The 24,054-nt window shown below is 36.8% G+C and carries 23 protein-coding genes; 7 read left to right on the top strand and 16 right to left on the bottom strand.

Annotation, left to right across the window (positions count from 1 at the left end):
* The first annotated feature begins 147 nt into the window (after positions 1 to 147).
* The 5 genes from VR7878_RS21090 to VR7878_RS11355 all read left to right on the top strand — a co-directional run bounded on the left by VR7878_RS21090 (position 148) and on the right by VR7878_RS11355 (position 5,287).
* A complete protein-coding gene (locus VR7878_RS21090; RefSeq protein ID WP_159440455.1) occupies positions 148 to 453 on the top strand; it encodes a hypothetical protein in 306 nt (101 codons plus the stop codon).
* A gap of 174 nt (positions 454 to 627) precedes the next feature.
* Positions 628 to 1,245 carry a YjbF family lipoprotein gene (locus VR7878_RS11370; RefSeq protein ID WP_235862871.1) on the top strand — a complete coding sequence of 206 codons (618 nt, stop codon included), beginning with the start codon at positions 628 to 630 and terminating at the stop codon, positions 1,243 to 1,245.
* Entirely contained in the window at positions 1,242 to 2,027 is a 786-nt protein-coding gene (locus tag VR7878_RS11365) for a capsule biosynthesis GfcC family protein (protein ID WP_077336213.1), read from the top strand. The genes VR7878_RS11370 and VR7878_RS11365 overlap by 4 nt, the downstream gene beginning before the upstream one ends.
* Before the next feature lie 44 nt (positions 2,028 to 2,071).
* Positions 2,072 to 4,234 carry a YjbH domain-containing protein gene (locus tag VR7878_RS11360; RefSeq protein ID WP_235862876.1) on the top strand — a complete coding sequence of 721 codons (2,163 nt, stop codon included), beginning with the start codon at positions 2,072 to 2,074 and terminating at the stop codon, positions 4,232 to 4,234.
* Positions 4,235 to 4,318: 84 nt separating this feature from the next.
* The gene (locus tag VR7878_RS11355) at positions 4,319 to 5,287 is read left to right on the top strand and encodes an acetyltransferase (RefSeq protein WP_077336211.1); all 969 of its coding nucleotides are present in this window, start codon (positions 4,319 to 4,321) and stop codon (positions 5,285 to 5,287) included.
* Between the two features lie 67 nt (positions 5,288 to 5,354).
* Here the strand turns inward: VR7878_RS11355 and VR7878_RS11350 are convergent, their stop codons facing one another.
* Complete coding sequence (locus tag VR7878_RS11350; RefSeq protein ID WP_077336210.1) at positions 5,355 to 5,900, bottom strand: sugar transferase; 546 nt, start codon at positions 5,898 to 5,900, stop codon at positions 5,355 to 5,357.
* Entirely contained in the window at positions 5,897 to 6,850 is a 954-nt protein-coding gene (locus VR7878_RS11345) for a UDP-glucose 4-epimerase family protein (protein ID WP_077336209.1), read from the bottom strand. The genes VR7878_RS11350 and VR7878_RS11345 overlap by 4 nt, the downstream gene beginning before the upstream one ends.
* A gap of 194 nt (positions 6,851 to 7,044) precedes the next feature.
* Between VR7878_RS11345 and VR7878_RS11340 the strand changes: the two genes are divergently transcribed.
* Together VR7878_RS11340 and VR7878_RS11335 are read left to right on the top strand one after the other, a co-directional pair.
* Positions 7,045 to 8,919 (top strand): polysaccharide biosynthesis protein, encoded by a 1,875-nt coding sequence (locus VR7878_RS11340; RefSeq protein WP_077336208.1) that lies wholly within the window; start codon positions 7,045 to 7,047, stop codon positions 8,917 to 8,919.
* A complete protein-coding gene (locus tag VR7878_RS11335) occupies positions 8,919 to 9,668 on the top strand; it encodes a glycosyltransferase (RefSeq protein WP_077336207.1) in 750 nt (249 codons plus the stop codon). Before VR7878_RS11340 ends, VR7878_RS11335 begins: the two co-directional genes overlap by 1 nt.
* A gap of 31 nt (positions 9,669 to 9,699) precedes the next feature.
* Here VR7878_RS11335 and VR7878_RS11330 read toward each other — a convergent pair whose 3' ends face one another.
* The 14 genes from VR7878_RS11330 to rfbB form a co-directional block, all read right to left on the bottom strand.
* Complete coding sequence (locus tag VR7878_RS11330) at positions 9,700 to 10,584, bottom strand: glycosyltransferase (RefSeq protein WP_077336206.1); 885 nt, start codon at positions 10,582 to 10,584, stop codon at positions 9,700 to 9,702.
* Between the two features lie 154 nt (positions 10,585 to 10,738).
* Entirely contained in the window at positions 10,739 to 11,479 is a 741-nt protein-coding gene (locus VR7878_RS11325) for an ABC transporter ATP-binding protein (protein ID WP_077336205.1), read from the bottom strand.
* Positions 11,476 to 12,255: an ABC transporter permease gene (locus VR7878_RS11320; RefSeq protein ID WP_077336204.1), complete on the bottom strand. Its 780-nt coding sequence runs from the start codon at positions 12,253 to 12,255 to the stop codon at positions 11,476 to 11,478. Before VR7878_RS11320 ends, VR7878_RS11325 begins: the two co-directional genes overlap by 4 nt.
* A gap of 16 nt (positions 12,256 to 12,271) precedes the next feature.
* Complete coding sequence (locus VR7878_RS11315) at positions 12,272 to 13,756, bottom strand: glycosyltransferase family protein (RefSeq protein WP_077336203.1); 1,485 nt, start codon at positions 13,754 to 13,756, stop codon at positions 12,272 to 12,274.
* A complete protein-coding gene (locus tag VR7878_RS11310; RefSeq protein WP_077336202.1) occupies positions 13,743 to 14,831 on the bottom strand; it encodes a DegT/DnrJ/EryC1/StrS family aminotransferase in 1,089 nt (362 codons plus the stop codon). Before VR7878_RS11310 ends, VR7878_RS11315 begins: the two co-directional genes overlap by 14 nt.
* 18 nt (positions 14,832 to 14,849) lie before the next feature.
* Positions 14,850 to 17,303 carry an FkbM family methyltransferase gene (locus VR7878_RS11305; protein ID WP_077336201.1) on the bottom strand — a complete coding sequence of 818 codons (2,454 nt, stop codon included), beginning with the start codon at positions 17,301 to 17,303 and terminating at the stop codon, positions 14,850 to 14,852.
* Position 17,304: 1 nt separating this feature from the next.
* Complete coding sequence (locus VR7878_RS11300; protein ID WP_077336200.1) at positions 17,305 to 18,285, bottom strand: GNAT family N-acetyltransferase; 981 nt, start codon at positions 18,283 to 18,285, stop codon at positions 17,305 to 17,307.
* Positions 18,286 to 18,289: 4 nt separating this feature from the next.
* Complete coding sequence (locus tag VR7878_RS11295) at positions 18,290 to 18,508, bottom strand: hypothetical protein (RefSeq protein ID WP_077336199.1); 219 nt, start codon at positions 18,506 to 18,508, stop codon at positions 18,290 to 18,292.
* A gap of 10 nt (positions 18,509 to 18,518) precedes the next feature.
* The gene (locus VR7878_RS11290) at positions 18,519 to 20,114 is read right to left on the bottom strand and encodes an HAD-IIIC family phosphatase (protein ID WP_077336198.1); all 1,596 of its coding nucleotides are present in this window, start codon (positions 20,112 to 20,114) and stop codon (positions 18,519 to 18,521) included.
* Positions 20,104 to 20,526, bottom strand: coding sequence for a sugar 3,4-ketoisomerase (locus tag VR7878_RS11285; RefSeq protein WP_077336197.1), 423 nt, complete (start codon positions 20,524 to 20,526; stop codon positions 20,104 to 20,106). The genes VR7878_RS11290 and VR7878_RS11285 overlap by 11 nt, the downstream gene beginning before the upstream one ends.
* Positions 20,523 to 21,077, bottom strand: coding sequence for a dTDP-4-dehydrorhamnose 3,5-epimerase (gene rfbC / locus VR7878_RS11280; protein ID WP_077336196.1), 555 nt, complete (start codon positions 21,075 to 21,077; stop codon positions 20,523 to 20,525). The genes VR7878_RS11285 and rfbC overlap by 4 nt, the downstream gene beginning before the upstream one ends.
* 6 nt (positions 21,078 to 21,083) lie before the next feature.
* Positions 21,084 to 21,962 carry a dTDP-4-dehydrorhamnose reductase gene (rfbD, locus tag VR7878_RS11275; protein WP_077336195.1) on the bottom strand — a complete coding sequence of 293 codons (879 nt, stop codon included), beginning with the start codon at positions 21,960 to 21,962 and terminating at the stop codon, positions 21,084 to 21,086.
* A gap of 13 nt (positions 21,963 to 21,975) precedes the next feature.
* Positions 21,976 to 22,851, bottom strand: coding sequence for a glucose-1-phosphate thymidylyltransferase RfbA (rfbA, locus tag VR7878_RS11270; protein WP_077336194.1), 876 nt, complete (start codon positions 22,849 to 22,851; stop codon positions 21,976 to 21,978).
* Between the two features lie 2 nt (positions 22,852 to 22,853).
* Entirely contained in the window at positions 22,854 to 23,921 is a 1,068-nt protein-coding gene (rfbB, locus tag VR7878_RS11265) for a dTDP-glucose 4,6-dehydratase (protein WP_077336193.1), read from the bottom strand.
* Positions 23,922 to 24,054 lie beyond the last annotated feature (133 nt).

Here is a 24,054-nt window from a genome sequence, read left to right as displayed (position 1 = left end):
AATTATGAATTTTTTATAACAACTTCATATAAGTCGATAATTTCACACAGCATGTTTACATAACCTTCAAAAATGTATTATGTTTAATAAGCTCTTGTTTATTTTGTGAGCAACATCGATGTTAACGTTATTTCCTAGGAGATAAATATGAAAAAAACTGCAATTACTTTACTGGCAATGTTTGCTTTCAGTGGTATTGCATATGCTGGCCCGGCTGCCGGAGTTGTTTCCGGTAGCGCAGGGGGAACTGGCGGAGCCGGTGCTGCAGGCGCAGGTGCCGCTGGTGCTGGCGCTGGTGCAGGTGCCGCTGGTAGTGTTGCAGCAGCGACTGGTGCAGCCGTTGGTGGAATAAGCGCAACTGTTGCAGCAGCAACTGCAGCGATCGTTGCAGCGACAGCTGTTGCGGTTAGTGCGTCTAATGACACAACAACAACAGTGACTTCAGCTCAGTAACAGTAGTTATTGATTGTTTGTTAATGTAATAAAAACAACAGCCGTCTTGGGCGGTTGTTGTTTATTTCGTTTAATTATGCCTCTATGACAAAATTTTTTCGTTTTTCCCATTACTGTTACTTATTTTTCATACCATTGATCTTAATTGGCGGATGCTCCCAAAATGCTCGGGACTTGTCTGAGACGATTCAGTCAGCTTTCTGGGGATCGGATAATCATGCCATTTCACCAGACAAAGTTGAGGAACTGCCTTACGCAAGCTTATATGTCAGGATGGGAGAAAACCCATTAGCCCTGATGATACTCACATGGGCCGAACCAACCAATTCACCAGAGCATCCGGCCAATTTAAAGTGGCTGTCAGCGAACCGAGAAATGTTGGTGACACAAGCAGGTCGGGTGATTAAAACCGTCAATTTAAAAGAGGGCAACCTCATTCACCTTGAGTCAGCAAATATTGATCCACTGGTACTGGGGCTCCAGAAAGACACAACACCTCATTCTTGGAAATACAAAATAACTTGGTCTCCTGGATATCACACCCGTTATCAGGCGCTATCTACATTTACGCTACAAGAGATAGAAAACAAGCACTTGCCCAATGGAACTCAAGCCCTGCTTCATGTTATTGAACAGGTCGAGATTCCACAGATAAAACAACAATATCAAAATCACTATTGGCTCCGTCCCCAATCGGGTGAAGTGATTGCAAGTGAGCAGTACATTTTTCCGGGGTCAGAAAGACTAACCCTTTCTCTCGGCAAGCGTTATGTGGGAGACAATCGCGGATGAAGTCATGGAAAGTCATCGTTTATTTAACCTTATGCATCAGCACTGGCGTGGGATCCGTTTCATTTGCTGCATCATCGACTGATGTAGAGATTCATTTTGAATCATCACCACAACGCCATCTCACCTACAATCATCGCCCTCGGCTCGATGAGGTTGTATTACAGGCGCTGAATAAAACGGACGCAGACTGGCGTAAGATCGACTGGTTCACATCCGGCATATATGATATCAATGTCGAATTAAAGTTAAAACAACAAGTCTTCGGCGTTATCGCAAAGCAGCAAGCTATTGCCAGTAAACGATATCATGGTTCTTGGTTCTATTGGTCACAGCTCAGAAACTCACTCGAATCACTACACTATGCGAAGCGCATTTTTCAAACGATTGATCCAGATGCAACCCGCCTCAGTCTGCCACTGAATCCTAAACTGACCGGTAACTGGCTCATGACGCTAAAATACACGCCTAAAGATGTGCTGGTTTTAGGTGGCGTTACAAAACCGGGAAAACAAATGTGGCAGCCTCGTCTGGATGCGGGAAGCTATGCGCAAACAGCCGGGCTATTTGATAACACCATTTCGAAAGTCACGGTGATCCAACCCGATGGTAAGGTCGAACAACACCAGACGGGATACTGGAACTACTCTTTTTCAGAAATCTCCCCGGGGGCGATTATTTATGTCCCTCTTCCGGTAGAAGAACTCCCTGTCATTTATCCAAATGATCGCCTTCAAAATCCTAACGACCTTGTTGTCGAGCTACTAAGAAACAGATTGCCATGATGAAACATTTATCCGGTTCTTTAAACTGGCCAACCTATGCATCCATGACGATAGCGACGATTGTCTTTGGCCTGAATTCGCTAAACGCCTATTCAGACGAGTTTAGCCCACCATCACTAACCCACTCCCAATCCGATTTCGGCGGTGTGGGATTAATTCAGATGCCGAGTGGCAGAATGATGCCCGAAGGAGCGCTTGAACTGAATGCCACCAACAATGATGACTATATATACTACTCTTTGTCTCTACAGTTATTCCCTTGGCTGGAAACGACTATCCGCTACACCCAGATCCATGATTTGCTTTATAGCAACGATGCATCCTTTAGTGGTGATACAAAATATACCGACAAATCAGCCGATGTAAAACTGAGCCTTGTCGAGGAAGATTTTTGGCTTCCTCAGATTGCTGTTGGATTTCGAGATGTTGGCGGTACAGGACTATTTGACGGCGAGTTTATCGCAGCCAACAAACAGTTTGGCCCACTCGATTTTACCCTTGGTATTGGTTGGGGTTATATCGGTAACCGGGGAAACCTCTCCGGTGATCACCAGACCTCTTCCGACTGCGGCAGAAGCACCGGCTATCAGGGCTCCACTGGCAGTATTTCTCTTGGAAATATGTTTACCGGATGTACTTCAGTCTATGGTGGGGTCGAGTATCAGACCCCGTTCAAACCACTGGTCTTAAAACTGGAATATGACGGGAATGACTATCAGAGTGATTTCCCCGTCACTCAGGGCAAGAAACCCATGCATGTGTCGACACCGTGGAACGTCGGTCTGGTGTATTCACTCACGGATTGGGCGCATTTAAGGCTGAGCTATGAACGGGGTAACACGTTCACCGCCGGTATCTCACTCAATACCAACCTTGCCACCCTGAGACCAGTCTGGATTGATGAACCCCGTCCGGATTACCATCCGCAACCGAAGAAAAGCACGCTGTCAGAAGAACAATGGCAACAACTCGTCGCTGATGTGCAAAAAATTGCAGGCTACCAACAAGTATCATTCCGGCAAGATCAAAAGAGCAAGACCGTGACACTCACCGGAACTCAGCAAAAATATCGCCATAAAAAAGAGGCTGAAGAACGTGCTGCATTACTGCTCGCCAACACTGGTCTCGATGCCGATACCTATAAAATAGTTGAGACGGCGAATGGGCAGCCTCTCACAGAAACACAAATCAACACTTATGCATTTGAGCGCGTCGCCAAGAATGATTATCCCGGGGCTGATTTTGATGATGCCAAAACAACGGGTGAACCCTCTGTTATCTCCGGGGAATTGAAGGCACAAAGTACCAAAAACTGGCAGTTTGGTCTTACCCCGTCTTTGCAACAATCTTTCGGCGGGTCTGAGAATTTCTACCTCTATGCCATTGGGGTAAAAGCCAATAGTAGCTATCGGATGGGACAGCATTTCATTCTCTCCAGCAGTTTATACGGCAATATCACGGATAACTATGATCAATATAAGTACACCGTACCGCCTGATGGAACTGATTTAAAAAGGGTCAGAACGCTGGCACGCCAATATTATGATCACACTTTCCGTATGGACAGTCTTCAACTCACGTACCTTGATCATTACGGAGACAACATCTACGGACAAGCCTATGGCGGTTATCTGGAATCGATGTTTGCCGGCGCCGGTGGTGAAATCATCTATCGCCCGCTTAATCAGAACTGGGCTTTCGGTATCGACGGAAATTATGTCAAACAGCGCGATCCGGATAGTGTGCTGGGTCTTTATAAAGACGAAAGACACTTTGATCCACAAACCGCTCGTTACTATCGTGTTCAAACGGGGACGTTTACCGGCCACGCGACACTTTACTGGCAACCGAAATTTTGGTCGCTCTTCAATAATACCTTACTCAAGATCAGCGCGGGTCAGTACCTCACCGAAGATAAAGGGGTCACGGTTGATTTCTCAAAACAGTTTGATAGTGGTGTCATTGCTGGCGTATTTGCCGCGAAAACCAACCTATCAGCGTCAGAATATGGAGAAGGGAGCTTTACCAAAGGCGTTTATATTTCGATTCCGCTCGACCTGATGACAATTAAGCCAAGTATCAATCGTGCTAATATTTCTTGGTTACCACTGATGCGGGACGGGGGACAAAAACTCAATCGGCAGTACGAGCTTTACAACATGACCGATGCTCGCTCACCTTGGTTCACAAAATCAATTACAGAATAAACACAATGCATTATGATACTTATCTCGTTATAAACGGGATAAGTATCATGTAGTTAATATACTGTAGCAGAGGGGGAAAACGGGATGCACTATGACGTATTCAATGGTGATGCTGATGGTATTATTGCGTTACTGCAATTGCGTCTGAGTACACCAAAAGCGAACCGGCTGATCACTGGGGTGAAGAGAGACATCAAACTATTGGATCAAGTCGTCAAACTGGGTGATGCAACATCGGTCACCGTGCTTGATATCTCAATGATGAAAAACATTGAGCCATTACAACGCCTCCTCACGCAACGCATTCCTGTTTTCTACTGTGACCATCACCAGAGCGGAGAGATTCCAAATTCGGAACATCTGGAAACGCTAATCAATTTAGATGCAGAAACTTGTACCAGCCTGCTGATTAATCAAAAACTCAAAGGCGAATTTATTCACTGGGCAATTACAGGGGCTTTTGGCGACAATCTTCATCAACGGGCTCAATCGCTCGCAAACCATGCAGGATTATCGCAGGAAGATAGCGAATTTCTTTGTGAACTCGGCACCTTGATCAACTACAATGGCTATGGTGCAACCCTTGATGATCTTCATATTCCACCAGCAGAACTGTTTCATCAGCTGCTCCGTTATCCCGATCCATTTATGCTGCGGGAAGATTCAGAATCCCCCTATTATCTCTTGCAGCAAGGCTACGCGAATGACTACGCGCAAGTAATGCGAATCAAGCCGTTGACTGAAAATCCATCATGTCGAATATTTGAACTCCCCAGTACAGCTTGGGCGAGACGAATCAGTGGCGTGTTCGGTAATGAACTCGCCAACCAATCCCCCCGGCAGGCTCACGCGGTGTTAACACTCAATGAAAATCAGCAGGATTATACTGTCAGTGTCCGGGCACCTTTAAACAATCGTACCGGGGCCGATGAGGTGTGTAGTCGATTTTCGACAGGTGGCGGGCGAAAAGCAGCTGCCGGCATCAATGCCCTGCCTTGTGAGCAGAAAGCTCACTTTATCGATGTACTGACCCAGTATTATCAGTCATTGTAATGGCAGGACATTGTCGTTGAAGCGTGTTATCACGGGAAGCGGCTCCCCCACTCCAACGGATAGATCCTCAGACCCTATCCCCGCTTCCTTTACCCAAAGCCGTCTGGATGATGTATAGGAAATAGTTCCGAATATTCATGGTCTGAATCATTTTCTGGTCCAATTCAGCAAGCAGCTCAGGCGTAGACATGTCAACTTCATTTACCTGAGCTAATCCGGTAATGCCGGGGAGGACGCTAAAAACATCGCGTTGTTCTCTTGCTTCTATCAACTGTGTCTGATTAAACAAACACGGTCTCGGACCGACTAAACTCATCTCCCCTTTCAGTACATTGATAAGTTGCGGTAACTCGTCAATTTTGGTTTTTCTTAAAAATGCGCCCAATTTTGTCACAGAAGTCGCACCAACCAGATGTGTCGCAACAGACTGAGTATTGGGTGGCATCGTCCTGAACTTAATCAAGGTAAATGGCTTTTGATAACGGCCAACCCGAGTCTGGGTAAAAATAGGGCTCTTTGTATCAAAATATCCCAAAATACAAACGCATAACATCACCGGCCACAAAATCATAAGCCCCAGTAATGCAAAAACAAAATCCAGTAATCTAATCATTGTTGCTCTTTCTGCTGTTGATATGCCCGAACCGTTTGTCTGAGCCCCGCCTCCAGAGAGACTGGCGGAGTCCACCCCAACTTCTCTTTTGTTGCACGAATATCAAGCTGCAGAGGATAACATAACCGTTGACCAACCGCTCGCTTCCCCAGCAATGATAGTCCCCATAATAGTAGCCGGGGAGGGATTGGTATCAGACGAGACGGTACATTCATGACCGTCGCTAAAAGGCGTAAGAGCTGGGAAATTGAGATATCATGATCATCGGAAACAAGAAACGTGCTCCCCGATGCAACCGGATGGGTACAACACGTGATGATGAGATCAGCCAGATTATCGAGATAAACCAGACTTCTTTTTGCCGGAATCGCCCCGAATGGTAGCGGGAGAGCCCGATAAACCCAGTTCATCATCGACAAAAAATTCGCTTTAACTCCCGGCCCGTAAACCAATGGCGGGCGGATTACCACCACTTCCAGTCCGGTTTCACCAGCAAGCTGCCATAGCCCGACTTCTGCCTGATATTTACTCACTCCGTAAGGGTCTTCTGGTTGTGTATCCAATGCCGGCAAAAAAGGTTGCCCTGCTTTTGACCATTCACCGTTGACCTTAATTGAACTGACAAAAATAAATCGCTTCACACCTGCTTTTGCAGCTTGGCGCGCTAAATTTAGCGTACCAAGCACATTCACATCTTGATAAGCATGTTGCGCTTCAGCCAAAGATTCATTCATTTGATGCACTCTGGCAGCACAGTGCACGACACAATCAACACCATCAAGAACCGGAGTCCAATCGGTATCCGGTTCTAATGCACAAACAATCGATGGTTGCCGGGCATGATCTGCTGCACTTCTGCCATGCGTCAAAACATCCCAACCTTGATCGCGGGCCATCTGTGTGACTCGTCCTCCGACAAAGCCGGAACTCCCCGTAACTAAAATTTTCACTCTTTTCCCACAAAATTCGAATGCTCAAAAAACAACCGAAGCATCAATTACTTTCAATAATCCGAAGTTTACAATTGATCCTGATGAAGTGTAAGCCTTAAACTAAGCCGTCGGTGCTCAAGAACAAAAATATATAACCGATAAATAAGACATCAACCTTTCATATCTCTGTGAGATCAATTGGGCATAAAGCAATGTTTACTCCGATTCAATCACTTCTCCGAACCAGACGTCGCAATAAGCGCCTGATTAGCATCTGTTATGATATCTTTGCTGTCCTCTCTTCACTATTGTTTGCAATGGTTCTTCGCCTTGATGGTTTTCACTTCATTTTGGGGGTCAGGGAAGGCTTCTGTGTGTTAGTAACCCTTGTCGTCACCCTTATGACGTTTGTTCGGTTTGGCATGTATCGTGCAGTGCTTCGTTATATGATGCTCCCGGCGATCGGACATATATTCTTAGCTGTTTTCCTCTCATCTCTGGCGCTGGCACTCAGTGGTTTCTTCTTTCAGGCATTTATCCCCAGAAGCGTCCCATTTATCTATGCTGGTTTGGCCATATTGACGTTGGGAGGCCCACGGATTCTGATTCGGACAATCTATTATTACGCTTATAAACGGCATAAACCAAATGTCTTTATATACGGAGCAGGCGCAACAGGGAGAGATTTAGCTTATGCTCTTATACAGGGGGATGAATACCATCCGGTTATCTTGCTGGATGATGACCCGCTCAAAGCCGGACAAATTATGTTTGGTATCCGAGTCCATCATAGTGATGAATTCGAACGGTTGAAATCGCTCTACCAACCGGTAAAACTGTTACTTGCTATCAATAACATCAGCAAAGGAGAGCGACTGCGGTTGCTTGAAAAACTCTCTCATTGGCCAATAGAAGTACAATCGGTCCCCAGCGTAGAAGATATTGCAACCGGTAAAGCAAGGGCAACTGACGTCAGAGATCTGGATCTATTCGATCTGCTTGGTCGCGCCCCCGTTGACCCTGACCCCACTTTATTGTCAAAAAATATCACAGGTAAAAGTGTAATGGTGACCGGTGCAGGGGGTTCGATTGGATCTGAACTATGCCGTCAGATTTTGTCACAAAACCCAACAACATTGATCTTATTTGAACTCAATGAATACAATCTGTACAAGATCGATCAAGAACTCCAATCTGTCAAAACAAGAAAGAACTTACAGACGACGATTATTGCTGCGCTTGGTTCAGTACAGAGAGAAAATCGTGTACTGAAGCTTATGCAGGCTCACGATGTAGAAACCGTTTACCATGCAGCAGCTTATAAGCATGTTCCTATTGTTGAAGATAATATTGTCGAGGGTATTCGTAACAATGTCTTTGGCACGTTATCCTGTGCCAATGCAGCAATTGAGGCTGGTGCAAAAAACTTCACGCTGATATCGACCGACAAAGCTGTTCGACCGACCAATATTATGGGAGCAAGTAAACGGATGGCAGAGCTTGTGTTACAAGCACTTGCCGATAAAGAGACAGACACAACATTTACCATGGTCCGGTTTGGTAATGTATTGGGCTCTTCAGGCTCTGTCGTCCCTCTGTTTAAAAAACAAATTCGTCAAGGCGGACCTGTGACGGTGACACACCCAGACATCATTCGCTATTTCATGCTCATTCCTGAAGCTGCACAACTGGTTATTCAGGCAAGTGCCATGGGATATAATGGGCAAGTCTTCGTATTAGATATGGGAGATCCGGTAAAAATATTAGATCTCGCAAAACGGATGATTCACTTAATGGGAATGAAAGAATATTACGACGGAAAAGTAGATGAAGGGGACATTGAAATCCGTTTCACGGGATTACGTCCCGGTGAGAAATTATATGAAGAGCTATTGATTGGGGAAAATGTCGAAGGCACCAGTCATCAAAAAATTATGACCGCGTCTGAAGACAAACTTTCATGGACAGAAATGGAAGATCTGTTATCTCAACTCGATGTATGCTGCCATAATTTTGATGTCGGTTGTATCAGAAGAATTTTACTTGATGCGCCTACTGGTTATCTTTCAAAAGAGAGATGCAATTGATGGCTCTATTCATTTCAGTAGTTAATCATAATCACGACACATTAATTTGTGAACATGGTACACTAAAAAACCTAGCCAAAAAATATAATGTCATACTAAAATCAAATACTATACCAAGTAAAAAACTAATTAAACACTGCCAAGAAAATAACATACATTTAATTACTAACCATCAATATAAAGGGTTTGGTACCAATAATAACGATATATTTATATATGCCTCCTCCCAACTAAAAATGAACAGTGATGATTACTTTTTAGTCCTAAACCCCGATCTTATCATTGATGAGGTCGCTATTAGTAAACTATTGATCTTAGCAGACCATTTTAATGCTGATATTTCAGCTATTAATTTATATAAAGATATAACTAAAAAGGAATATGACTACTCTATACGACATTATCACTCATTATTTAGCACATTAAAATCACTGCTAGGATTTAAAAGAAATGACTTCTATGATAAAAAACATATCAAAAAACCGATACCAATAGAGTGGGCAGCAGGCTCTTTTTTACTATTTAAATTTGATTGCTATTACGAGTTGAAAGGATTTGATGAAGAATATTTTATGTATTTTGAAGATGCAGATATCTGTAAGAGAGCAAATGATAAGGGATTCAGAATTATATATTTCCCTCAAATAGAAGCTATACACTTAGCTGCTCACGATAATAGAAAATTATTTTCTAAACATTTCAAATGGTATCTGTTGAGTATGTTAAAATACCATAAAATTTTTAAATAAAAATATGTGTATTTATTTACAACAATAATCATCAGGTTTTATTTATATACATAAGTAGTCTAAATATTACTCTTTTATATCTTTGCAATTTGCTAAGATTAGGATTAGTGAGTGTATCTTTAGTTATATATTCATTCGTAAGAAGAAAATTAAGGATTGCATTTCTCTGAATTAAATAATCATTGATTTTTAAACAAAATCGCTGGGGGGAACATATAAAATTTATTATCTTTCTATATATACCGATATACCCTATTTGATTATTTCTATGAATTCTATAATTTAAAAGCTTTTCATCCGTATATATAATGTAAGATGAATAACGAGCGATCATTGCAATCAACCAATCATGCATAATAATCGTTTGAGAATCAAGGCTCTCAATCGCTTGATTTATCAGTTCACGCAAATGACTATTAATACAACAAGCAGCCCCTTGAATACAATTTTCTAACTGTATAGAGTCATCACTAAGAATTTCAACCCTTAAACCTTGTTTTTTAATAAAGCTACCAGCGATTTTATTTCCACATTCATCAATAAGAGAAGCATCAGAAAAAATTAACAATTTCTCATTTATTTGTTCGCCCTTGACAAGTTGAAAGAAAAATTCAACTTTATTACATTCCCATATGTCATCCTGATCACTAAAAAATAAAAAATCGCTACAGCTATATTTAAAGGCCGATAAAAAATTAGAAGTAACACCTTCCTGAGGCCCTTTAATAATTAAGTAATCAATATCTAAGTCATTATTTAAAACGTCTTTTGCCTTTATAATTGTCTCTGGTGAGACACTATCATCTGAAACAATGATTTTATGAGGTTTAATTGTCTGAGATAATATACTTCTTAACTGCTCTTCAATAAAATCAACACCTTCATGAGAGCAAACAATAACATCATAAGTATACATATACAAATATCAACCTTTAACTAAATAATAAATTTTCATCTATAAGAATTTCAAAAAATAATAAGAGCATTTTCTCGAAAACAAATATTTAGTCACAAATGGTATTTTTTAAATAGTTTCATAAATATAAATTTTCTCATAAAAATTATATAAATTAATAGCTAGATATATATTCATCTATAACTTCATTAACAGGTAAAAAACTCTTGAGTTTATGATTTTCTATCCATATCGCTTTATCACAAAATTTCCTAACATCATCCATATTATGAGAAACTAGAAAAATCGTCACTCCTTTACTTTTAAAAGAATTAATGACTTCAAGACATTTACGTTGAAAAGCAAAGTCACCTACAGCCAGTACTTCATCGATTAATAAAATATCGGGTTGAATAGAAGTGATAACAGAGAAACCTAACTTAGCCAACATCCCGCTAGAGTAAGTCCTGATGGGTTGATCAATAAACTCCCCTAACTCAGAAAACTCTATAATTGAATTCAAAGAAGATCTTACTTCTTTAAGTGTTAGACCTAAGAGAACAGCATTGAGTAAAATATTTTCTCTTCCTGTTAAATCAGGATGAAATCCACCACCTAATTCCAACATTGAAGCAACTCTTCCATTGATTTTTACAACCCCTTGATTTGGCTTCAATACACCAGCCAGTAATGCTAAAGTTGTACTTTTGCCTGCACCATTTCTACCAATCAGAGCTATCGATTCTCCTTTTCTTACAGTAAAGCTAATATCATCTATTGCAGTATAATTAGAACTTTTGAGAAAAGAAAAAAATTCTCTTGGATTTATAAATATATTTTTCAATCCTGATCCAATATGATGATATAAAGGGTATTTTTTAGTTACATTTTCAACAATAATAGCATAATCAGTCATAATACTTCTGCAAATCTATATTTCAATTTATTAAATATTAAACAGCCAATACACATACAAACAAAACCAGTTATTAGGGATGAAATTATATAGCTAAAATCAATAGTTCCATGTAGAAATAAATTCCTCCATGATACTGCAATTTTTGCTAATGGATTAATATCTATAATCCATTGATATTTAACAGGAATCATCGCTTCATTATATAAAATTGGGGTTGCATAAAATAACATCATTAGACCGAGCTGGACAAATCTTTCTACATCTCTAAAAAATAGATTCAATGTAGCTAATGCCAAAGATAATCCATAGGTTATAAATATTTGTATTAATGATAAAATAGGAATCCACACAATATAACTAAAAGAATGAAATTCTATATTATAGAAATATAAAAATGATAATATAACAGGAATGGATATTATAAAATTGAATCCTTCCATTAATATTGAGCTAAGTGGCAAAACTGAACGAGGAAAATTTATTTTCTTTATTATCTGGGCATTATTTACATAGGAAAAAAGATTGTGGGTTATAGAATTAGCCATCCATTGCCATGAAAATAAGCCGCAAATAAGAAATAATGTATAGTTTTCAATATTAACTCTCATAAAAACTTTAAATGCAATATAATAAATCATTGCGAAACAAAGAGGGTTAGCTAGAGACCAAAGATATCCTAAAAAACTATTTTTATATCTTACTTTTATTTCTTTTCTAGTTAAAATCAATACTAAATCAAAAAAGTATTGAATTTTTTTATTTAAATTAATCATAATAAATTATTATAACCTATAACTTTGTTCTCTCAATCGACATTCTTAAAATACCAAATCGTCTATATACAGAAATACTTATAATCCCGAAAAAATTAAATATAGTTCTTTTAGACTCATGAACTTTTAATATAAACCTATCCAGATCACTAAATTCATGAGTTTTCGGCTGATCTATTTTTTTCAGCTTATGTTTTTGAGGTAAATTTTTCTGAATTGTATCTAAACGCAATTTCCATTCTTGAATATTTTCAGATTCATTAAAGTATTGGATAATATCTTTAGAAAGAATAGTTCTATAAATTGGTTCAGAAAAAAATCTCTCCGTTTTATATAAAAGTTCTTCAAAAGAATTGCAATAACTTTCAGATTTATATGTATAATCCAAATGCCCAGTTATACTTCTCAATGCAAGTACAGGGACTCCCAAGGATACTGCATCTCCTAATACAGTTCCTCCACTCATAGGAAATGAATCAACAACTAAATGGCTAGAACGAATCAATCGATGGAGTTCATCATTAGGTTTGGGGCCTATGATATGAATTCTATTAGGGTATAATTCTGACAATTTATCCCATTCTGAGAAGAGCCCTTTTATTGGACCAACAAGTATAAATATAACATTACTATATTTTTTCAGTACCCATTTCATATAATTTGTATAATTATCATTATTTAATTCGATGAATTTATGCCCAGAACCAACAGAAAGAATAGTAAAGTAATCAGAGCGAATACCGTCAATAGGTACTGATATATTATTCACACCTACTAGCTGTAAGTTCTCAGGTGGAATACTTAGCACACTAGAATATTCTATATTTCTATAAGATTGTGAAAAAAGTTTCCCCCATTCTCTTGTTTCAGCAACAGTATCAGCAATTGTAGCCCCTAGCCAAAAAAGATGATCCGCATGATTATACAAAATGATGGGTCTCGTAAAATCCTCTGTTCCAAAAGCGACTAAAGGCACAACATCATACATGTGGGTATGTAAAACAATGCGTTCATAGCCAGAAGCCAACTTCCTTAAAATCTTTGCCTTGGACAGTATAAAATTATAGTTTGAAAGAGAAATAACCTCTCCATCTTTTTTTTGTTTGACTAACTCTAAAAAAACTCGAGGAATAGATTTTACTTTCTGATTAGTAAATATTATAGAATGCTTCTCGGTATTCTCGCATAAAGATATCCAGCGCTCAACTACTTTACTATGACCTCCAACACCATAACATTCAGTCATTATATGAAGAGTTGAATTCTTCTCAAACTTATCCCCTATTGGAGAACGTATTTTTTTAGCTATCTCTAGATAGACATTTTCAATAACTGGAGAACAATATTGTCCAGTGCTTGACCAGACAGCTAATTTTATTGCTCTCTTAGCTAAAATATACTTAATGAATAAACTGCTTGTTCTAACTATACACTTCTCTAAGAATAAAAAGTAATTTCTATTATGCTCTAATACTTTATTTATTTCATCAAGAGAATTCATTTATTGCATCCACAACTATTCTTGCCTCATCCAGTGTCATAACAGGACTTATAGGTATTGAAACAATCTGCTCATGTATACATTCAGTCACCAGAAGTGTGATGTCATTCCATTCTTTATATGCTTTCTGTTTATGTGGGGGAATTGGATAATGGATTAAAGTTTCTACTTCTTTATCGTTTAGAAAATCAATAAACCGCTGCCTATTTTGAACACGAATAGGAAAAACATGCCATACAGAAACACACTTATCAGCCACTTGGGGAAGAATTATATTTTCATTCTTTATATTATTGATATAGAAATTAGCAATAATTGAACGTTTATTATTATCATTATCAAGGTGTTTCAACTTCACATCTAGAACCGCTGCATGAATCTCATCTAAGCGTGAATTAACTCCTTTATATTCATTATGATACTTAATATTTGAACCATAATTTGCGTAACATTTTATCTTCTTGTATAGTTCTTCGTCATTAGTAGTGATAGCTCCACCGTCGCCTAAAGCACCTAAATTTTTTCCGGGATAAAAAGAAAATGCTGCAGCATCACCTAAACTACCAACTCGACTTCCAGCATAAGAAGCGCCATGAGCTTGAGCACAATCTTCAATTATTTTGATATTATATTTTTTAGATAACAACCATATTTTTTCCATCTCCACAGGCTGTCCATATAAATGTACAACCATTATTGCTTTTGTTCTATCTGTAATCTTTTCTTCTATTTTGTCAACATCAATGTTATATGTTTCGATATTTGGTTCTACAAGAATAGGAGTACACCCATTTTGAGACACCGCAAGAATACTAGCGATATAAGTATTAGCCGGTACTATAATTTCATCACCATCCCCAAAACCATAACCAGCAATAATTAAATTTAATGCATCAAGACCATTTGCTACACCCAAGGCATAATCTGTACCACAGTATTCAGCAAAATTTTTACAGAACTCTTTGTTTTTATTGCCTAATATATACCAACCACTATCCAACACTGAAAAAATTTGATTTTCTATCTCCGAACGATAAAAATTATTAATTTTATGCAAATCTAAAAATTTAATCATAACATTACCCAATCAATATCAACATACTTCAGCGATTAAAATTGTATCAACAATTACGCTTCTATCTAACGGTTTTCTTATTTTAAAGCTATATCCTAAATTTAATTGTTCTATAAAAGGCTTTATACCAAAAAACTGCTCAGAGTTATGGTATATACTAAAGAGTAAAGCCGGTTTTTGAGATTTAATTGTCTCTAGAGCACCCTGTAATAACTTTTCTTCAAAGCCCTCAACATCGACCTTTATAACACCAACACTTAATTTTTTGCTTTTAACATAATCATCTAGCTTTATAACATCTATCATTTCAAGTGTATTTCCACTCTCATATTTATCATTAAAACATAATGTTGAATAATCATCTTGAACTCTAATCTTTAACTTTTGTTCTTGTTCTCCTAACGCTAACTTATTTAGAACAACCTTATTTTTTAATGCATTATCCGAAATAGTTCTTTGCGCCATTTCAAACATCAATTCCGTTGGTTCAAAAACATGAACTCGCTCTTTAGTATATTCTGATAAAATTAAAGCAGAGTCACCAAAACTTCCTCCAGCATCTATAATATGTTTGTTCTTATATTTATTTAGGTGAAGTAATTCCGGCATAAAGCATTTATAATAAAAGACTGTCGATGTAATTATATTACAAGGAAGAATGTAACTTCCGTAAGAATAAGAATTATTACTCAACTGACAAATTTTAGATGTGTGTGAGTCCATCATTTTTCTAAATTCAGATTCTTCGTCCTCCGTCATCCAAAAATAACATGTACTTTCTAACATATACTTCTGGATTCGGCTTATAATCCTAGTAACAATATCAATGCTTTGAGCATCCAAATTTTTAATAAGATCAATATAACTATCTTTTATATCTCCACAAAAAAATTGTAATGATTCTTGTGACAAAATTTTATCACAAGTATCCATCATGATAACATTGGAATAGTCAATTCTATCAAGTTTTTCAAATAATTTTTTTTGATGATTTTCTATAATATCTTCTATTTTATATTTATTTCTATCAAGTTTTTCAAATAATTTTTTTTGATAATTTTCTATAATATCTTCTCTTTCATACTTATCATTGATATTGAAGAGAGAAGATTCTGGATTTAAACTATTTTTTTTATCTCTTACTCCTCTAAATTTGAACTTATAAAATTTTTCACATTTTCTTATTTCAAAAAAATCCAAATTTTTAATGGAAATAATTTTCCATATAGGGTTAGAACTATTTCTCAAACTAAAAATATTCCATTTACCTAATAATTTCGCATCAACACCATTCAGATTTTTATTTAATGTAAATATATTAACATTACCTATAGATAAAGATTTCAACACATTACTTTCACCTAAAATATTTTTTAAGCATTCATATGTTAAATTTGTCCCCTCTATTGCATTTACAAATAACTCAATAACTTTATTAATTGTATGATTGTCACTATAGTAATTATATGCAGATGAACCAATATTCTTTTTCCCATCCCCCTTCACAATGCTCTGTATCACTTGAGACATTTTAATAGGTTCAAGTTCTAGCTCTTCAAATTGATCATCATACCATCCTAAACAAAAACCTTTTGTATCCTGAATATATACATACTTATCACATGTTATAGGTTTCATATTATGAGGAATAATAACAGAAGGAATAGATAGAGCAGCACCTTCAAGTACGGAAGTTCCCATTGCAAATAAACAATCACAGTATGATATTAAATAATTAGTTAGCTCTGCATGAGTTATCTCGCCAACAAATTTTATCTCTAAGCTTTTATATTTATCCACATTGATTAAATCTTTATCAGGACCATTACCCACAATATGAACAACTTTCTTTTTATCAACATTAACTAAATCTAAATTATCTAAAACATTTATAACACCAAATATTTTGTCTCTACATAGTCGCCCAAGGATAACAACATTTACTTCATCTTGATTTATTAAATTCACTTGACCTTGACGCTCTATAACAGGTAATGTTATAGGAACAATATTTTTTTCAAATTTAACATTTTCGGTATTTTGTCCAATTCTATGTGACTCATCACAAAAAAATACAGAATTAGTTATAGAAACCATTTTAAGGAATTTATTTATTATAAAATCTGATGCATTCCAATTATGCTGTAAAGTTGGAATACAACAAACATGCCAATTTATAAAGAGCACTTTACTTTCGGGGTGTAATGGTGGTAGCCAACAGGCAAAATATATTGGGGTTATGACTGTTATAGGTTCAGTAATCGGAATAGAAAAGTCACTTTGACTAACAGTAATTTTTTCCACTGTAGGCTCAGATATTAGTTGTCTAGAAAATCCATCTTCATAATCAACATAATAAACCTTGTAATTAGGATTTATAGCTAATGCATCAGCTAATCTAGCTAGGTAGATCGGACCACCAGAAACTTCCTTCCATGGAAAGTATATAACTACCTTTCTAACATTATCCATATTACCTCTCAATAAGCTCAATCATGAATCGATTAGACATAACTAAAAAACAAATTCGTTTTCCAAAATAAGTGGATTTTTTTAGAGGCGATATAATTCTGAATCTTTTGAATCCCAAGCTTGTGATAGCAGATTCAATGTTGTCAACTAAATATGCAAAATGATAATTTTTTATACCATTGTCCAACCACTTATTCAGTGTATTACTTCCTTCTAGATTCTCTAATAATTCTAGCCTTGGTTGATTTTTAGCTGTAATAAACTGTCCCTTAACACCCTGATTTTCATCATGAAATACTCCCCCCTCTCTTTTGTAGCCAAGAATTCTATATGTAGCAAACTCTTGTTCAATATTTCTAGTTGCGACACCAATATGATGAAAATCAAATTTCCCTAACGTGAGCCTCATATTTCTTATTAAGGCAAGGTCACACTTTTCCTCTAGTTGGAACTTAAGATTATGTTGATAATAATCATCATCAACATAGTGTTCAATAACATCATATTGAATACCATTGATAGATACATGATTTTCTATAATGGAACCACGTTTTTGAGGAATATTATCATGAAAAGCGACAACAGCAATATTATCAACAATTGTACGACAGTATAATCTTTTCAAACCAAGATAGTTAAATGCAACTTGGTAAATTAAATCTACACTTTCGATAGCTGATATAGAGGATTTTGATATAACCCATCGTCCCCATTCAGCTTTTTCATTATTGATATTATAAATACTTATTAAACCCTCTGATTTATTAGTAAATATATTTTCAATAACAAAATAATAATCATCTTCTTTATTCAAATACTGTGAAATCCATTCCTCTTGCTTTTTAATATCATTAGAAATGGGATTAATATATTTAGAACGTTCTAAATCTTCTAAACGTAGTTTTACTATATAGTTCGCATCATCTAATCTTACTGGACGAAGTCTATATGAAACACCATCAATTGAAATATTTTTTTTCATATTATTAAATCTTGTCTTTAATTACTTCAATTACCTTTAATGGCGTTCTCATTTCTGCAATTTCTTCAGGATCTAACATTAGGTCAAATTCTTCTTCAAGAGAAAGAATCAGCTCTAAATGTGCAAACGAATCCCAAAGTTCTTTCTCTGACATATTATTTAAAATATCTTCTGATTTTTTCTTGGACACACGTGAAATTATTTCTATAATTTTGTTTTCCATTATTTTCTCCTTATAATTTTACATTCAATTTCAAAAAAACATTATCAAAAGAAAATTCTAATTTATTTTCAATATCTATATGTTTATATAAATAATCATTTATAAATTTAACAGCTGGACTATTGCGCTCACCATTTTTATATTGAACTTTCAACTTCTCTACATTTAATTTTTTTAATCCACTATCAATAGCTCCTAGAACAATATCTCTATCAATACCTCGTCCAAGAGCACGACAGCTTACAAAGCATTCTTCTAACAAAGCAGAGTCAGTATCAATTAATTTTAAAATAATGACACCAATAATACCTGAATCCGATAATTTATCTCTAAGAGATACCGATACAACTGTTGAATCATGAGAAGACATTAAATTATTAACTTCTGCTTTACTATATCGTTGATAAGAAAAGATAAATTGATTTGTTTTATTCGCTAATTCTGAAATACGATCCACTCTATCATGATCATCAATTGCATAATCTAACTCCATCCCTAGACTTTTTATATACTCATCCTTTGATACTGTATTCAATAATTCTTGTCTTTTTGAGTTAGCCTCAACATCTGCTTTCCGAATAGTATCTTCTTTATTTATGTTTAGTTTTAGCAATCCAGGATAGTTTTCTAAAGCACGTAAAGTGATTGATGCATCATCCTTTGCATGAATAAATTTAATTTGAGGATGTTCATTAAAAACAGATAAAAGCTCCCCAATATTGTCATCTATAAATAAGAAACTACTTGAATTTATATTAAGATATTCTTCAATTTTTCTGATCGAAATAGACTTACTATTCCAATTGGCCTCAATATATGTGAAGTCAGATTTTTCCAATGGAAAATCCTTTCTTTTTTCAAATAATTCGATTACATCTCTCTCATCATTCTTAGATGCGATGCAAAGAAAAACCCCATCTTTTGCTAATTGTTTTAATTTACTCTGTAGGCATACATGACTTTCACTAATAGATATGCCATATATACCATCCTCACCTAAAACACCATTATAGAGAGTATTATCTAGATCGACTACAATACACTTTAAGTTAGGCTGAAGTAATGCTGGGATATAGTTGAGCCCCAAATCACGAGCAACTAATTCACAAGTTTTCATACTCATTTTTGTTCCAGAAAAACGCTCTAGACGTTCATCTATATAGGAACTATTTAAAAAAATTTCCCACCTATCAATATTATATAAACAAATTCTATTATCATCCAAATTAATTGTTCTACCAAAATTAACGAATAATATATTCTTTGCATACATTTTTTTTAGAGCTTCGAGTCTCTCTTTTATAAAGCTTTCATACTCATTATTAGTATATCTGCTTAAATCTAACCATAGAATCATAAGATCTGATTCTAAGTCTAGATTGAAAAATGTTAGAGAATCATCATAATCACTATACTCAAAAGTAATTCCTATTTCAGATAAATCTAAAAATGGAGATATAACATTACTGACTAATTCAAAGGAATGATTACGATAAACTGACACTTTATAATTTTTTTTGACAAAAACAGGATTGTATTCCTTTAATTCCTGACGTGATGCATTCCCTTCAAAAATAAAATCGAGTAATTGAAGCTTATCTATCATCTCTATTAACCACCCTCATGTATTCATCAAAATTATTAATATACTCATCCTTATCATATTTTTCACTACACATGACCATAAGAATAGAGTCTGAAGAGAAACTATGCATTTCCTTCCATATCATTCTATCAAGATACAAACCTTTTGTCTTACTATCCAAAATAATATCTTCGCTACTCGCCCCATTATGAACAGTTACTGAGCAGCTCCCAGAGATCGAAACCAGAACAAATCGTGTGTTCTTATTGGCATGACAACCTCGAGATTTATCACTCATAGTACCATAAACATAAAACACCCTTTCTATATTGAACGGTATATGATTCATTCCTTCAATAGCTATAAGGTACCCCCGATCATCCCCCATTGGCAAAAAATTTAAAACCTCATAGCCTTTATTGCTTCGTTTCATTTTATTTCTCTCAAACTGAACAACTTATTAAACAATATCCCTTTACTATCTTTCTCTGATAAAACTGGATCAGAGATTCCCCAATTTATGGATAATGCTTTATCATTCCATAAAATGGTTTTTTCATATTCAGGGAAATAATAATCAGTAGTTTTATATAAACATTCGACATCATCGGTTAATGTCAAAAAACCATGAGCAAAACCTTCTGGTATCCATAGTTGTCTCTTGTTTTCACATGATAACTCAACACCTACCCATTTCCCGAAAGTTAAAGAGTCAAGTCTAATATCCACAGCAACATCTAACATTGCACCAGAAATAACTCGAACAAGCTTTCCCTGCATACGATGGGCTTGATAATGCAATCCTCTAAGGACACCCTTCTTTGATTTTGAGTGGTTATCCTGGACAAAAGTTGTCGGTTTACCTGTCACTAACTCTTCAAATTTTTTCTGTTGCCACGTTTCCATAAAGAAGCCACGTTCGTCACCAAAAACTGCGGGCTCAATAATTTTTACTTCAGGAATTTCAGTTTCTATTACTTTCATCGCTCTTTACAACTTGTAATTTTCTAAATTAATTAATGCTTTCTGCCAATCACTAGCAGAAATACCAAATTCTTGTTTAATCTTCTCTGTTGACAATCTTGAGTTAGCCGGACGTTTTGCTGGAGTCGGATATTGCTCGGTAGAAAGGGGACTTAACTGAGGCTTTTTCGATAATAGTTGCTTATCTAAAGCTACATCAAAAATTGTTTTAGCAAAATCAAACCAAGTTATATGAGGTAAACCAGAGAAATGGTAAATACCATACTGAATCGATTGTCTGTCATAAATTGATTCTGCAATTTTTATCAATGCTGCGGCAATATCTCCCGCATATGTTGGACCACCATACTGGTCGGAAACAATTCCAAGTTTGTCTCTTTCTTTTCCCAGTCTTAGCATTGTCTTCACAAAATTATTGCCGTGCTCACCAAAGACCCATGCTGTTCTTAAAATAATATTTCGTTCACATGCTTCAGAAACAGCAATTTCTCCAGCTAACTTACTCTCACCATAAATCCCTTGTGGAGAGGTGACATCGGTTTCTTTATATTCACCATCAAACTCTCCAGAGAAAACATAGTCAGTAGAAATATGCAGGATAGCAGCCCCAATCTCATTCGCGGCTTGCGCTAAATATTTCGGTCCATCACGATTAATTCGATAAGATAACTCGACTTCTTCTTCTGCTTTGTCAACTGCAGTATAAGCAGCTGCATTAATAATGATATGAGGTTGAAATTTTCTTACTATATTGAAAACAGTACCTTGATCAGTAATATCAAGGTGATCTCGATCAACGGCTAAGAATTCAACTGTCGAATCTGATAGCTGCTGAACGATACAATGCCCAACCTGCCCATTACAACCAGTAACCAATATTTTCATCTTATGAGCCTACTTACTTATTAGATTCATTGATTAATTTAACCAGATAACGTCCATATTCATTTTTCAACATGGGCTGGGCAAGAGATAGAACCTCATCATTGGTTAGCCAACCGCTACGCCACGCAATTTCTTCTAAACAGGCAACTTTTAACCCTTGAACATGTTCAATCGTTTGGACAAAAGATGATGCTTCATGGAGGCTTTCATGTGTACCAGTATCCAACCAAGCAAATCCTCGCCCTAATAACTCAACATTAAGAGAACCATCCTCAAGATACATTTGGTTAATACTTGTAATTTCTAGTTCACCTCTTTCAGATGGCACGACCTGCTTCGCAAAATCTACGACGCGATTATCATAAAAATAAAGCCCTGTAACCGCATAATCTGACTTAGGATGCAGAGGTTTCTCTTCAATCGATAACGCCCTCATATTATGGTCAAATTCTACAACACCAAAACGTTCAGGATCTTTAACCTGATAACCAAAGACTGTAGCTCCAGAGCTTCTTTCGGCTGCACGTTTTAGCATCCCAGTAAAATGCTGGCCATAAAAGATATTATCCCCTAGAACTAAGCATACAGAATCATCTCCAATGAATTCTTCCCCAATAAGAAACGCCTGAGCCAGTCCATCTGGACTTTTCTGAATAGCATACTCAATGCGAATTCCAAATGCAGAACCATCACCTAAGAGACGACAAAAGCCTTCATTATCTTCAGGCGTTGTAATGATCAAGATGTCTCGGATTCCTGCCAACATAAGTGTTGATATTGGATAGAACACCATCGGCTTGTCATAAATAGGCACCAACTGCTTAGAAATCCCTCGGGTCAAAGGATATAGACGCGTACCTGAACCACCAGCTAATACAATTCCTTTCATTTTTACCCCTGAGTCCCTAAACGTTCCAATGAATAAGAGCCGTCAAGCACCCGATTCCACCACTTCTGGTTCGATAAATACCATTCAACAGTTTTGCGGATGCCTGATTCGAATGTCTCTTCCGGTTTCCAGCCCAATTCACGTTCTATTTTAGCCGCATCAATCGCGTATCGAACATCATGCCCAGGGCGATCTTTTACGTAAGCAATTAAATCTTCGTATTTAGTGACACCTTCAGGCTTATTTGGAACAAGCTCTTCCAACAGACCACATATTGTTTTCACAACCTCAATATTGGCTTTTTCATTATGTCCGCCAATATTATAGGTTTCACCTACTGTACCTTCCGTCACAACTTTATAAAGAGCTCTTGCGTGATCTTCTACAAACAACCAGTCACGGATTTGCATACCATCACCGTAAACTGGAAGCGATTTGCCTTCCATAGCATTTAAGATCATGAGTGGAATAAGTTTTTCCGGGAAGTGATAAGGACCATAATTGTTAGAGCAGTTGGTTACAATGGTAGGAAGGCCATAAGTTCTCAACCATGATCGAACTAAATGATCACTTGATGCTTTAGATGCTGAATAAGGACTGGACGGTGCATAAGGGGTTGCCTCCGTGAATAAATCATCAGTTCCTTCTAAATCACCATAGACTTCATCCGTTGATATATGATGAAAACGGAATGACTCTTTTCTTTCTTCGCTAAGCTGATTCCAATAATTACGGGCAGCTTCAAGCAGTGTATATGTACCAACGATATTCGTCTCAATGAATGCAGCCGGCCCATCGATTGAACGATCTACGTGGCTCTCTGCTGCTAAGTGCATCACCGCATCTGGCCGATGGCTATCAAAGACGCGATCAAGCGCCAAGCGATCACAAATATCAACCTGCTCGAATGCGTAACGTGAGTTAGTTGATACTTCATCAGGTAACGATTCTAAGTTTCCTGCATAAGTTAATTTATCAACATTAACGACTTCATCTGTTGTATTTCGAATAATATGACGAACAACCGCGGAGCCAATGAATCCTGCACCACCAGTGACCAAAATTTTCATTTAACAATTTCCTAATTCACTTTCTACAATTAGCATTTATTTCACAGTATTTTAGGTACGCTACCGCCCTTGGGTAAAGCTCCCAAATGCTTATCGACCGAGGAATAAAACTCGGGAGATGATACATGAATCT

Source organism: Vibrio ruber DSM 16370 (genome assembly GCF_900163965.1).
Classification (GTDB): Bacteria; Pseudomonadota; Gammaproteobacteria; order Enterobacterales; family Vibrionaceae; genus Vibrio; species Vibrio ruber.
The sequence above is the reverse complement of the archived record's forward strand: the minus strand, read 5'-3'. Positions and strand labels throughout refer to the sequence as shown.